17 protein-coding genes are annotated in these 12,827 nt (G+C 35.4%); 14 read left to right on the top strand and 3 right to left on the bottom strand.

Annotated features, from left to right (window positions below; translation table 11 throughout):
* Positions 1-5: 5 nt before the first annotated feature.
* The 6 genes from AB0A59_RS04765 to AB0A59_RS04790 all read left to right on the top strand — a co-directional run bounded on the left by AB0A59_RS04765 (position 6) and on the right by AB0A59_RS04790 (position 4,942).
* Entirely contained in the window at positions 6-476 is a 471-nt protein-coding gene (locus AB0A59_RS04765; RefSeq protein WP_458746937.1) for an uL30 family ribosomal protein, read from the top strand.
* 99 nt (positions 477-575) lie between these two features.
* A complete protein-coding gene (locus AB0A59_RS04770; protein ID WP_458746939.1) occupies positions 576-1,013 on the top strand; it encodes an uL15 family ribosomal protein in 438 nt (145 codons plus the stop codon).
* The gene (secY, locus tag AB0A59_RS04775; protein ID WP_458746941.1) at positions 994-2,445 is read left to right on the top strand and encodes a preprotein translocase subunit SecY; all 1,452 of its coding nucleotides are present in this window, start codon (positions 994-996) and stop codon (positions 2,443-2,445) included. Before AB0A59_RS04770 ends, secY begins: the two co-directional genes overlap by 20 nt.
* 161 nt (positions 2,446-2,606) lie before the next feature.
* The gene (locus tag AB0A59_RS04780; RefSeq protein ID WP_458746943.1) at positions 2,607-3,167 is read left to right on the top strand and encodes an adenylate kinase; all 561 of its coding nucleotides are present in this window, start codon (positions 2,607-2,609) and stop codon (positions 3,165-3,167) included.
* A 73-nt stretch (positions 3,168-3,240) separates the two neighbouring features.
* On the top strand, positions 3,241-3,864 hold the full coding sequence (locus tag AB0A59_RS04785; RefSeq protein WP_458746944.1) for a cytidylate kinase-like family protein: 624 nt from the start codon (positions 3,241-3,243) through the stop codon (positions 3,862-3,864).
* A 31-nt stretch (positions 3,865-3,895) separates the two neighbouring features.
* Positions 3,896-4,942 carry an RNA-guided pseudouridylation complex pseudouridine synthase subunit Cbf5 gene (locus tag AB0A59_RS04790; protein ID WP_458746946.1) on the top strand — a complete coding sequence of 349 codons (1,047 nt, stop codon included), beginning with the start codon at positions 3,896-3,898 and terminating at the stop codon, positions 4,940-4,942.
* A 78-nt stretch (positions 4,943-5,020) separates the two neighbouring features.
* On the opposite strand, the gene AB0A59_RS04795 is transcribed toward AB0A59_RS04790, so the two are convergent.
* On the bottom strand, positions 5,021-5,179 hold the full coding sequence (locus AB0A59_RS04795; RefSeq protein WP_458746948.1) for a hypothetical protein: 159 nt from the start codon (positions 5,177-5,179) through the stop codon (positions 5,021-5,023).
* Positions 5,180-5,247: 68 nt separating this feature from the next.
* On the opposite strand from AB0A59_RS04795, the gene AB0A59_RS04800 reads away from it, so the two are divergent.
* Genes AB0A59_RS04800 through AB0A59_RS04810 form a run of 3 tightly spaced genes read left to right on the top strand, consistent with a single transcriptional unit; the run spans position 5,248 to position 7,966 of the window.
* Positions 5,248-6,324, top strand: a complete 1,077-nt coding sequence (locus AB0A59_RS04800) for a hypothetical protein (RefSeq protein WP_458746950.1) — start codon at positions 5,248-5,250, stop codon at positions 6,322-6,324.
* Position 6,325: 1 nt separating this feature from the next.
* Entirely contained in the window at positions 6,326-7,552 is a 1,227-nt protein-coding gene (locus AB0A59_RS04805) for a DNA primase small subunit domain-containing protein (RefSeq protein ID WP_458746952.1), read from the top strand.
* 39 nt (positions 7,553-7,591) lie between these two features.
* Positions 7,592-7,966, top strand: a complete 375-nt coding sequence (locus AB0A59_RS04810) for a hypothetical protein (protein ID WP_458746954.1) — start codon at positions 7,592-7,594, stop codon at positions 7,964-7,966.
* An 18-nt stretch (positions 7,967-7,984) separates the two neighbouring features.
* Here AB0A59_RS04810 and AB0A59_RS04815 read toward each other — a convergent pair whose 3' ends face one another.
* Positions 7,985-8,377, bottom strand: a complete 393-nt coding sequence (locus AB0A59_RS04815) for a hypothetical protein (protein WP_458746956.1) — start codon at positions 8,375-8,377, stop codon at positions 7,985-7,987.
* 96 nt (positions 8,378-8,473) lie between these two features.
* Here AB0A59_RS04815 and mtnA point away from each other — a divergent pair, with 96 nt between their 5' ends.
* From mtnA to AB0A59_RS04830, 3 genes are all read left to right on the top strand, one after another.
* A complete protein-coding gene (mtnA, locus tag AB0A59_RS04820; protein ID WP_458746958.1) occupies positions 8,474-9,529 on the top strand; it encodes an S-methyl-5-thioribose-1-phosphate isomerase in 1,056 nt (351 codons plus the stop codon).
* Positions 9,530-9,599: 70 nt separating this feature from the next.
* The gene (locus tag AB0A59_RS04825; protein ID WP_458746960.1) at positions 9,600-9,890 is read left to right on the top strand and encodes a metal-sulfur cluster assembly factor; all 291 of its coding nucleotides are present in this window, start codon (positions 9,600-9,602) and stop codon (positions 9,888-9,890) included.
* Positions 9,848-10,198, top strand: a complete 351-nt coding sequence (locus AB0A59_RS04830) for a PqqD family protein (RefSeq protein ID WP_458746962.1) — start codon at positions 9,848-9,850, stop codon at positions 10,196-10,198. The genes AB0A59_RS04825 and AB0A59_RS04830 overlap by 43 nt, the downstream gene beginning before the upstream one ends.
* 78 nt (positions 10,199-10,276) lie before the next feature.
* Here AB0A59_RS04830 and AB0A59_RS04835 read toward each other — a convergent pair whose 3' ends face one another.
* The gene (locus AB0A59_RS04835; RefSeq protein ID WP_458746964.1) at positions 10,277-10,654 is read right to left on the bottom strand and encodes a translocase; all 378 of its coding nucleotides are present in this window, start codon (positions 10,652-10,654) and stop codon (positions 10,277-10,279) included.
* A gap of 173 nt (positions 10,655-10,827) precedes the next feature.
* On the opposite strand from AB0A59_RS04835, the gene AB0A59_RS04840 reads away from it, so the two are divergent.
* Together AB0A59_RS04840 and AB0A59_RS04845 are read left to right on the top strand one after the other, a co-directional pair.
* Positions 10,828-12,201, top strand: a complete 1,374-nt coding sequence (locus tag AB0A59_RS04840) for a nucleotide sugar dehydrogenase (protein WP_458746966.1) — start codon at positions 10,828-10,830, stop codon at positions 12,199-12,201.
* A 71-nt stretch (positions 12,202-12,272) separates the two neighbouring features.
* Positions 12,273-12,827, top strand: coding sequence for a thioredoxin family protein (locus AB0A59_RS04845; protein WP_458746968.1), 555 nt, complete (start codon positions 12,273-12,275; stop codon positions 12,825-12,827).

Below are 12,827 nucleotides of genomic sequence, written 5' to 3' on the forward strand. Positions count from 1 at the left end.
TTGAAATGGTGTATTTAGTAGTTAGAATGAAAGGTACTGTTAATATCCCAAATTGGGCGAATGTAACACTACAGAGTTTACATCTTAACAAGAAATTTCGAGCAACACTAATTCCAGAAAATGATCAAACATTAGGGATGCTCCGGAAAATAAAGGAAATAGTTGCTTGGACGTCGGTTGAGGAAAACTTCATCAGAGAATTTATCGAGCAAAAAGGCCGTGCATCTGCCTCCAAATTGCTATCCAATCAAAACCAAGCAGAATCTGAAAAGGTATCTAATACGGATATTAACAAGGTCGTCTCTGAAGTCTCCAAAAATGAGATATACTTGTCTAAATTAGATGGAATAAAACCATGGTTCGCATTGAATCCTCCAAGAGGTGGTTTTAAGAAAAAATCAAAGGTTTTACATTCTCAAAACGGCATCTTGGGAGAGAATAAAGATTTGTTAGAAATCGTAAAGAGGATGATGTAGTCTATGAGTAAAAATAGTTTGACGTTTAGTAAAGCATTGCAAACTTTAATATTTATACCCAAAGTTGCTTATCCCCTAAGGAAAAATTGGTGATAATGGATGGCTACTCGATTAAGAAAAAGTAGAAAACAGCGTGGAAGTCGCTTCTGTGGATGGGGCCAAATTGGTCAACATAGGGCTTCAGGAAGTCGAGGCGGTGTAGGTAATGCTGGAAAGCACAAGCACTTCTTCATTAGAACCATTAAGGAGGAACCAAATCATTTTGGGCATGAACAATTTCATGCATTAAGGCCTAGTGACTCCGTAAAATGGATCAATATTAAAGATTTAAATGAATTGGTAAAATATTCAGAAACAAGTGAAGATGGTAAGGTTATACTTGATTTAGAAAAGTTAGGATATGACAAAGTCTTGGGAAGTGGAGCCATAAACTCTGCCCTTACAGTTAGAGTGAAAAGAATCTCAGACTCTGCCAAAAACAAAATCACAGCAGCTGGAGGAGAGGTGCTAATTTTAGATGAGCTCAATACAGAATGATGGCTTATTTAGAACAATTGTAAAGACTCTTTCTCCATTTATTCCACAAGTTGAGAAACCCAAAAAGAAAATTACTTTAACTAATAAATTAATATGGACCGGTATTGCCATGTTAATATATCTAGTAATGGGACAGGTCCCATTATTTGGAGTAAATGTTGATCCAGCTACTGATCCATTGGCTTTTGCCCGAGTAATCTTTGCTGCTCAACAGAGAACTTTACTGGAGCTAGGGATTGGTCCTATTGTTACTGCTGGTTTGTTAATGCAATTATTGAAAGGTTCTGATATATTAAAACTAAACTTTAAGGATCCTAATGATAGATCACTTTTTACATCTGCTACAAAGATAGTAACAATAATTGTAATAGTTGCAGAGACCCTGCTATATGGAGTGAGCGTATATGGTGGCGCTACTCCGTCGGGTTATCATTTGACCGTACTAATAGCGCAGTTGACGGCGGCGTGTATCGTAGTAATGTACCTAGATGAATTGGTTCAGAAGGGTTGGGGACTAGGCTCAGGAATTAGTATATTTATTATGGCCGGGGTTGCGCAAGCGATTTTGTGGAGTCTCTTTAATCCAATACCGATACCAAACGGCACTGAACTTAGTGGCTTGATACCATTCATGGTTACGAGTGGAATGGAAGGTCATATAGCGGACTCGGTATTGCGTTCAGCCCCACCTGCTCCAGTTCCAAATATGCCTAGTCTCTTTGCATTTGGTATTACCGCGGGGATATTGCTGCTATTGGTATACGTTCAGGGGATACACGTGGATATACCAATAGTATCGACCCGCTACAGGGGATTTACTGCAACATATCCAATCAAATTACTTTATACGTCTAATATCCCAGTGATTTTGGCGTCGGCGCTTATGGCGAATGCGCTTTTCATAGGGCAAATGGTCTGGATAAATTACAATCCAAATAACGATAATCCTGGCTTTAACTTAATAGCGCAGTATGATGCAGAGTCTCAGAATCCTACGGGCGGTCTCTTTTATTATATAACCGCACCTCGATCCTTTGAGGCTACCGTAGCTGATCCCGTAAGAGCGGTTGTATACGTACTGTTCTTGACTACTATTGTTACCATCTTTGGTCGGTTGTGGGTCGAGCTTGGTGGACTCTCAGCGAAGTCGGCGGCTAAGAATCTATTGGATGCTGATGTCCAAGTACCTGGTTTTAGACGGTCGGAAAGTTCGGTAGAATCGTTGCTGAATAGATATATCCCATCTGTGACTATAATAGGAGGAGTAATAATCGGATTACTGGCTTCCGTTTCAGATTTGTTCAGTGTGTTTGGAACTGGAATAGGATTGTTACTGATGGTGGATATACTCGTGAACTACTATAACTTGCTGGTTAGAGAACAAGTCGATGTTCATATGCCAAAATTAGCTTCCTTATTAGGACGCTCTTAGAAAATTTGGTCATATGATGATGATTGTAGGGCTAAAATCATCATCATACACTATATTTTCAAATAATAGTACTTTCCAATTTATTCAGACCAAAATTCTCAATTATAAAGCTAAAAATAAAGGATTTCTTTTTTAAATAGAATTGTATGACTAAACGCGTTATGATAGTTGGTATTCCAGGTGTAGGAAAATCTACTGTTATAACAAATGTATTCAATTTACTCTCTCAGGAGGGCATCGATACTAAAATCGCAGAATTTGGTAAGATAATGTTCGAACAAGCAAAACTCTTATCGATAAACAATCGCGACCAGCTCCGAAAATTATCTATAGAACAGCAGAGGTCACTACAAGAATTGACTGCAAATCATATTAATTCACTCGGTAACGACGTCGTAATAATCGACACGCACTTATTTATAAGAACCGACCACGGGTATTACCCCGGTATGCCATTAAAATTATTGAATATAATAAATCCTTCTCACTTGATACTCATAACAGCAAAATCCGAAGAAATTTACAAGCGTAGGGCGAATGATAATAGCAGACAAAGGGATTTAATTTCAATTGACCGCATTAGCCATGATTTAAGGCTATCTGAAAGTATGATATCTTCGAGCTCCATAATATCGGGTTGCCCTTTTTATATCATACAAAACAATACAGATGAGATTGGAAAGGCTAGCGATAATATCTGTAAGGTCATATTAGGCAAATGACGGTGAAAAACTCATTGATAGCTTTATATATACATAGGTCACTATTGACCAAAATCTAGTTTTAGTGTTAAAAATGGGATCGAGTCAAATTAAGGATATTAAAAAAAATGAAGACCATACGGATCGCAAGATGAGTATTGTGATATCTGGATGGCCTGCTGTAGGAAAGACTACAATTGCTGAAAATCTAGCAAAGGATTTTAATCTAAAACTGTGGAACGGGGGGGATATCTTAAAGATGATGGCGTATGAACGAGGTTATTCATCATCGCTCAATCATGATTGGTGGGATACAGAAGAGGCGGCCAAATTTATGAAAGAGCGTAACGATAATCCAAACTTTGATAGAGAGGTAGATAATCGGTTGATAGAACTAGTCAAAGAGGGGAATGTCGTAATTACGAGTTATACGTTACCATGGATCTCAGACGCAACGATAAATTTTTGGTTGCAAGGCTCTGTTGATAACAGATCAAAACGTATGTCAATGCGAGACAAGATTGATATCAATACTGCCAAGAAAATAGTACAAAGACGCGATGTTGAAAATAAACTGATTTATCAAAAACTATATCAATTCGAATTTGGAGAAAAGTTAGATGTATTTGACTTTGCCATGAATACTGATATATTGTCATTAGAATCTTTAATCATTATTTCAAAAAATATAGTAGAGAATGTAATAAGTTCATCTTGAGTAGTATGGAATCAAAAGGTAACGAACATTAATGGAATTTAATCTCCCACAATTAGACAATTTAGTTAAGATAAATGATGGAACATCCGATGAGAAATTTGGATATTATCCTAATAATAGACCTATAGCGCAATTATTAAGTTATGGACTGATCTTGTTGGATAAACCCCCTGGCACCACAAGCCATGAAATTGTTTCTTACGTTAAGAAAATACTTGGGTTGGAAAAAGCTGGACATAGTGGGACCTTAGATCCAGGAACAACTGGATTGTTGCCCATTGGGTTAGATGAAGGAACAAAAATAGTGCCTGTACTGCTCATGTGCCCAAAGGAATACGTTGCCCTAGCCAGACTTCATAGCCACGTTTCCAATGAAAATCTTCATCAAGTACTTAAAGAATTCACAGGTCCCATATATCAAAAGCCACCTCAAAGATCATCGGTAAAACGTCAGACACGTATTAGGACAATTTATGAACTAGAACTACAAGACCAATTCGATCGATTATTATTATTAAGAACATTATGTGAGTCAGGAACATATATTCGTAAACTGATATATGATATAGGAGAAGTCCTTGAAGGTGGTGCTTCAATGATAGAGCTACGGAGGACCAAAGTTTGTAATTTTGTAGATGAATCCGACTTTATTAGACTACATGATCTGGTAGATGCATTTCAGTTGTATAAAGAAAGCGGCAACGAAGAGAAACTTCGAAGAATTATACTTCCAATTGAAATGGCCATGAATCACATTCCTGCAATAACCATTAGGGATACTGCAATTGATGCACTTTGTCATGGCGCACAGTTGGCACTGCCTGGCATAGTATCCATTCCTAAAAACCTAAAAAAAGGCGATTTAGTAGGAATTTATTCACTAAAAGGCGAAATCGTTGGACTGGGTATATCTGTATTAGATTTTAATGAATTTCTTAGTAAAAAGAAGGGAATTGGCTTTCAAATAAAAAGAATCGTTATGAAACCAAATACATATCCTAAATTTTGGTCCACATCTGAGGATAATGCCAAGCCGACCAACTCTGAAATTAACAGTGATGAATCGATCTTTACATGATTTTGAACTTCTGATCCAGCCACAACTGGTAATTGTGAGGCAACTAGATTCGATCTAGATTTTTAGTAATTTAGATAGTTAAATAGTCTCTCCAAATCCTGGACTTGTTTTATCTAGCATTGATATTTTCCTTGCTAGGTTTTCCATAGTACCGGGCAAATGACAATTACACATGCAGTCATCACATTCTGCGTGTTTTAAATTCTTACAAGAGATTGAAAGTTGTAATTTTTCCATATACCTATCTTTTGAAAACATGTTCTAAATTTAATTGTTTAATCCATAGAAAATTTTATTTAATTTTGATGTGTTATGTAACCAAGTACAATTTGGTAGTGAGATTTGGTAATAAGGATTTAGCTAAATATCCTTTCTTAAAAGAAGCATTTTCGTATATTACTAAATATGATTTTAAACTCGAAGATCTTGACAGCAAAGATTATCTTCATCTTATAGATAGGGCTAGCGAAAAAATAGACCATTATCTATTTTTTGGAAGCTATGATTACCAAATTAATTATGGCAAAACACACGAAACGATAGTGCAAGAAGAGGTTATCGTATTCTTGATCTCATTATTATTAGTCAAATCTATCTCAATCGAAGCAGTGACTAAAAAATTTGCATTATTAGAATCAATGAGGTTTGAAAAATATCTTATTTCTGATTTGAACACAGCTAATCAAGACGATAAAACAATTAAACTGATATTATACAAGATTTTTGAGGATTTATTTAATACTAAAATCTTGTTAGAGGTAGATATTTACAATTTCTATAAAATCCGAATCAATGATTATTTGGACCACCCTATTGCATTTCAAGAGAAACAATGGAATTTAGTTAATAGAACTCTTCACAATGGATTTGTGTATTTGGATGGGATAGAAATAGTAAGGTTATTCAGAAATGAACTCTATTTACTAATAATTGATAGGATAAAGAAAATGAGCATTGATCGTATTCCAGATACTATAACGGCGATTTCAAAATCTATCAAAAGTCGATGGGAGCAATTGCATCCTTCTATCAACACGTATGCTTACAATGCAGTTACACCACCATGCATTCAACACATCTATGATCAAATTAGCAAAGGTGAGAATCTTCCCCATCCAGCCAGGTTGCTTTTGGGCACCTTCTTGATTTATTCTAATAAGACCTTGGAGGAAATGTTAGAACTCTTCAAGAGATTACCGGATTTTGATGAAAAAATTACTCGCTATCAGTTGGAACATCTTGCCGGAAAGAGAGGTAATTCTAAAAGATATTTTGTTCCTTCTTGTGAAAAAATCAAATTAGAAAATTTATGCTTTGAGACAAAAATATGTCAGGGAATTAGCAATCCTACTCAACTCATCAGGAAGAAACCAGATATCTAATATGTCTGATACATCTTCTTTTGATTTAGACAATTCCATAAAAAACGGAATACATACGTCTAGGTACCAAAATTCTGAGCCAAATGATAAGAATAAGAATTGGCTTGAAGGGGTCTTTAGGAAATACTATTTTTATCATTACTCTCTCCTTGAACTTGGCGAATTAATTAATGAACATGAATTTGGATTTAGACTGTTCGATGGCAAAATCCGTAGACACTTGGCCTTTAACAATAAAAAAGAACTATATGCATATATTATAAAATTTTCTCCTTCTGATATATTTTATTCCTCGTCCCGGTATCAGAATCCGAAGGCAGAAATGGATCAAAAAGGCTGGATTGGCTCTGATCTTATATTTGATATTGATGGAAAGGATCTTCATTTAGAGTGTGCTCAAAATCATAATCTAATTTTATGTAAGGATTGTAACTCTATTTCAAAAGGTATAGTCTCCAAATGTGTAGTGTGTAATGGTAGTCGATTACAAATTATTGACTTACCGTGTACTAAATGTTTCAAATCCTTAAACGTGGAAGTCAAAAAGTTGATAGAAATACTTAATGATGATTTCGGTATTGATAGTGAATGTATATTTAAATATTTTTCTGGCAATAACGGCTATCACCTTCATGTCATTGATAAGAATTTTTTTCATGCATCTGCCAAAAAAAGAAATGCCTTTGCACAATATTTAATGGGTAAAGGATACTTGATTGAGAATTTAGGTATTCGAAGAAATAAAGAAGGTGCTCTTATGCCGATATCCAATAAGATTCTCTATAATCGGGGATGGAGAAGAAGAATTTTTAATTCCATACGCATGCCAATTCAGAATCATAAAATTGATGACAAATTTGTCAAGAAATATAATAAGATGCAGGATACAAAAAATAACAATATAGAGGACATTATTAATAAGCATATTTTTGACCTCTCTGCACAAATCGACCCAAACGTCACTATGGATATTCACAGAATATTCCGACTTGCTGGTTCTCTTAATAGCAAGAGTGGATTAATCAAAGCTTTTTGTAAAGACTTGGATTCTTTCAACCCATTTGTGGATGCCTGCTTTATCGGAGATTCTAATGTTGAAATAGAATCCAAGTTAAATGTTAAAATATCTTTGAAAGGAAAACAATTTAGCATAAAAACCGGAAACAATACAGTTCCCGAGTATATGGCTGCCTATATGATTTGTAAGGGTATTGGAGATATCCACTAACAAGTATAATATTAAATTATGAAACCCCGATATTGAGTGATGGATCATGAATCAGATGGTGAACCAATTGCAGAATACTGGGTCATGGCATTTTTTAAATCAGATTCAAAAAATAGAACATATTATAGGCAATTTACCGCTGCCGGATTTTATGAAGCCTTTGATATCGTAATGACCTTCTCTGAAAAAACATCTTGTCAAATTCTTTGGTACAAAGAGAAACGAAAATGTGATTCAAAATTCACAGCATTAGGAATACCTTTATTGGAAAACATTTGCACTTTTTGTAATAAAGAGTTTAATAATATTGAGCCAATAAAGTGTAATTATGAAAAAAATAATTCCAATTGCAGTTCTGAATTTTGCTCTTTAGAATGTAAACAGGATCATTTTTACTTTAAACACGTTCGATAACTATATGGATTTTTATAATTAGATTGCCTTTTTTATCAATTTTAAGTATTCACTGACCATTTGAGGATCAATTACACCTTGAACCACTGAGGAGAAGCCAGATTCCAAAACGATATCCATTGCTACGGCACTGTAGGGAATCTCAAACTGTTCAATCTCTTGTTGATCTTCAGTTTCGTAAATTTGTTTATCGCTATTTCCAAATATCTTGAATCCGAAGATCCTGTCAATCTTTCGCATACCTGATCCCCCTCCCCTACCTCCAGCCGATCCACTAGATTCTTTGACCATCAGAACAAATATTGTATTTTCTTTCACGCGACCGTCTGCTACTTTTAAGTTAATTTCCTGCGATGAAACTATCAATTTCCGCATTGGAAGATTCAGTATCTCTGATACTCTTAAGACCATTAGACTAAGAGAATATCTATATGCTGACAAAAATATATTTATTGTATTTGATCTGTTGTTAGAATTAAATAATGAACTAATAATAATTTATCAATAATGGCTAAGCCTAACAATGGGGGTTATCTAACTACAATAGCTTGGGAAAATGATGGCGTGAAATTGATTGATCAAACGAAATTGCCAGAATCACTCGAATATATAATTTGTAAAAACCATTTGGAAGTAGCAGATGCAATAAGAAAGTTGGCAATTCGAGGAGCACCCGCAATTGGTGTTGCTGCAGCGATGGGACTTGCCCTTTGTGCTAATAACAGCACCAGTAATAACAAGAAAAGGGTGATGGAGGAATTAGGACTTGCATACGACATTTTGCTCAAGACTAGACCTACAGCCATCAACCTCAAATGGGGTTTAGATAGAGTACTTGAGGAAGCAAAGAAATACGATGGGGTAGACGATATCAAGAAACATACAATCCTACAGGCAATTAGAATGTCTCATGATGATGTTGCTATCAACAAGATGCTGGGAAAACTTGGCTCTGATTTAATAAATGATGGGGAGGTAGTAATGACCCATTGTAATGCTGGAGCATTGGCTACAGTTTCTTATGGAACAGCGTTGGGTGTAATCAGGTCAGTGATGGAGTCAGGGAAGAAGGTTAGCGTTATTGCAACAGAGACTAGACCCGTCATGCAGGGATCAAGGCTTACTGCATTTGAGTTAATGCATGATGGTATTGACGTTAGTTTGATTCCAGATACGGCAGTCGGTTATTTAATGTCTAACAAAATGATTGATAAAGTAGTTGTAGGAGCTGATAGGATACTAAAATCAGGCCATGTTTTTAACAAAATAGGTACTTATCAGGTGGCTCTACTTGCGAAAGTTCATAATATTCCATTTTACGTTGCTGCACCATTGTCAACTTTTGATATGAATAATAATGAAGAAGATATCGTTATTGAAGAGCGTTCCGTGGATGAAGTGGTAAAAATTGGAGAGAAAAGAATAGCACCAGTAGGGGTAAGAATTTTTAATCCTGCTTTTGATGTGACCTCGCCAGATTTAATTACTGGGATAATAACGGAGAAAGGGGTAATATATCCGCCATACGATCTAAACCTGAGGCCACTATTTCAGTCTGACTGAGAACTAGGCTGCTGCGACAGTTAGGGACCAAGCAAAAAAATTTAAAAAGAGGTTGGATTCACATTGAATAGTGTCTACAGAGCAAATAACCAGGGAAAGAGTCTTTTCTGAATTGCGAAAATGTATGGATCCAGAAATTCCAGTTAATGTAGTTGATCTTGGTTTGATTTATAACGTGGATGTTTCAGAAAAAAATAATATTGATATTAAAATGACCATGACTACTCGCGGTTGTCCATTACATGATACCTTAGTAAGTGACGTAAAAAAATATGTCAATACCATAGAGGGAGTGGGTGATATCAATGTACAAATAGTATGGGATCCCATGAAAAAAATCCGGCAGTCAGGGATAAACTAGGATTTGGCAAACCGACTTTGAGATTTCAGATCGACTATGAAAAATATATGCCAATGAAGACTGGCAAAGTAACTAAGCAGGAGGACGGGTCCTTAGTTCTAGTTAATGAAAAAGGACAAGGATTTATGGTAAATGAGAACATTATCGAGTTTTGGGAAAATTGTACTGGGGATCATACCATAAATCAGTTAGCAGACAATTTCTCAGAAAAACTAGGTCTCCCACGACAACAGATAGAACAGGAGGTAGTTCAGTTGATTCAGCAACTACTAGAAGCTGAGTTGTTAATGCCTCCAAAAGAGAATTAGTCAGGTATAGACAATCCAGTCGGTCATGTCCTGTTATGTCCGGTTAGTTTGCTGAGAACACAAGACCTTAATTTGATATCAATTAGTTTCTCTACTATTAGTTTCTTTCATTTTAGATGAGATTAGATTTCTTAATTCATCATCTACCATATCATCAGAATTTATGTTCAAGGATTTAGCAATTATATCTAGTTTTTCACGTTCCGACGATATGGGTCTTTGAATTTCCGGTCCTTTGTAAATATGGTTATTGGCAGTAGTCACAGATGTGGCTGGAACGAACATGTTTTTTTGTTCCATTATTTTCCCCTTAGCCTTTTCATATTCCCCTACAAATTTACCAATGGTTTTAGAAATACTGCCAATTTTCTTCGGAAATATGAAAATAATAATAACAATAAATATGATAAACCATTCAGAACCTGCGATATTTAGCTCATAGATAGGGAAAAACATTGCCTATTTATTAATGAATAAATGCAGTAATATTTTTCTTTTACTAGTACTACAATTTCCAAAGATTAACCTTTCGTTGAATGTTTAATCCGAGGAGATTTGATCATCTTTGTGAAAATATAATAACAAGTTGATAAAATATTCAATTTGTGAAATCAGGTGGAAACAAGGACATGTCTAATGTGCTCGTAGAAAACGACGTAACCTTGGAGCCTTTCGACTCTATAATTAGAAAATTTAAGTCAGGTGAATACATCATATCAGTGTATGGGTTAGGTCATGTGGGAGCTCCCATAGCCTCTGCCTGGTTGAGATCAGGTATAACTGTAATAGGCATTGATAAATCTGCAAAAGTTTTAGAAAATACTCGAAAAGGGGTGACACATATCCCAGAACCGATGGTTAATGAAACTTTTACCAGTAGTTTAAACAATAACAAATTATTGGTATACGATGACCCAATCCAAGCCTCCCGCGACTCAAAATTGAAGATGATATGCGTTCCTGTCCTGATAAGAAAAAACAAAGCCGATTTAAGTGCTGTAAAAGAGGTGGCTTTAGCCATTGGAAACGGTTTAAAGAGAAATGACATCGTTTCTGTACATCCGTCAGTACCTCCTGGAACTACAGAAAAGTTTTTGGTACCTCTTCTAGAGAAATCAAGCGGCTTGAAAGCTACATCGGATTTTTTTGTGATTTATAACCCGGAAAGGATTTATGAAGGTCGTGCCATTTTTGACATCGAAGAGGGTCATCCTGGGATTGTATCATCTAACGATATTTACAGTTTAGATCTCGCCGAAAAATTATTTGGTCTTATTTATAGGAAAGGAATAGTACGAATCTTGGGAATTAAAACGGCCGAAGCTGAAAAGTTATTTGAAGGTGTTTATAGGGATGTAAACATAGCTCTTGCAAACGAGCTTGCCAAGTTAAGTGATAGATTAAATATCGATTTTTGGGAAGCCAAAAAGGCTGCCAACTCACAAAATTTCTGTCATATCCATGATCCAGGAATTGGAGTAGGTGGTGCATGTATCCCAATTTATCCTCAATTCATCCTTGATGTTGCGGCAAGAAACAAGATAAATTGTAGAATTACTAAAACTGCTAGAACAATAAACAATGATATGCCTACCTACTCGTTAAACAATGCATTAAAAATGCTTCCTAGAAAGGGTATTACTCAATCCAAAATAACTATCCTCGGGCTTGCTTTTCGTGGTGGAGTGTCTGATACCAGACTCTCACCTACTTATGAACTAGTAAAAGAATTGACAAAGTTGAAAATTAAAGATGTTATAGTACATGATCCGTTGGTAAGAGAAGACCGTCTTATTTCAAAACATAGAAATGTTGAACTAGTGAATAATTTAGATTATGCTGTTACTAATCGCGATCTTATAATCTTGGCCACCAATCATCAAGAATATTTAATGCTCAACGCCTCCCTCATCGGCCAAACTCCTATCTATGACGGGAGAGGGTTTCTTAATCCTGACAATTTCGAAAAAAATCTTTATAGAGGGATAGGTAGGCCAGTTTAGCCCTGATTTCCTGACTAGATATTAATTTAATACTAATAACATTTTTATTTATTTTCAAAACTCACTATTTAATGGTCAAGACGCAATCTACACAAAAATTGATATCCGGATCTGATGCGCCTAATTTTTCATTAAAAGGTGTTGACAATAAAAATTACTCTTTGATGGATATTAATTCACGTACTCTTTTGATCGTGTTTATCTGCAATCACTGTCCTTACGTTAAAGCTAAAATAAATGATTTAATCTCCATGCAATCCAAATTTGAAAGCTCAGATTTACAAATTATAGCAATAAATAGTAACGACCCTGGTTATGAAGGAGAGGGATTTGATAATATGGTAAAATTTGCTCAGGAATTTTCTCTCAATTTCCCATATCTTATAGATGAAACTCAAAGTGTAGCTAGGAAATACGGAGCCGTGTGTACTCCAGATCCATTTCTATTTGATGAATCTAAAAAACTTGCTTTTCATGGCAAAATTAACGATGCTTTAGAACCTACCTCTAGACCCACAGTTAACACTATGGAAAATAATATTCAAAAAATACTGGACGGGAAAAAATCTACTATTGAAAAGGATTTTGATCCATCGATTGGTTGTTCAATCAAGTGGATTAATTAA

The organism is Candidatus Nitrosocosmicus sp. T (assembly GCF_054408485.1).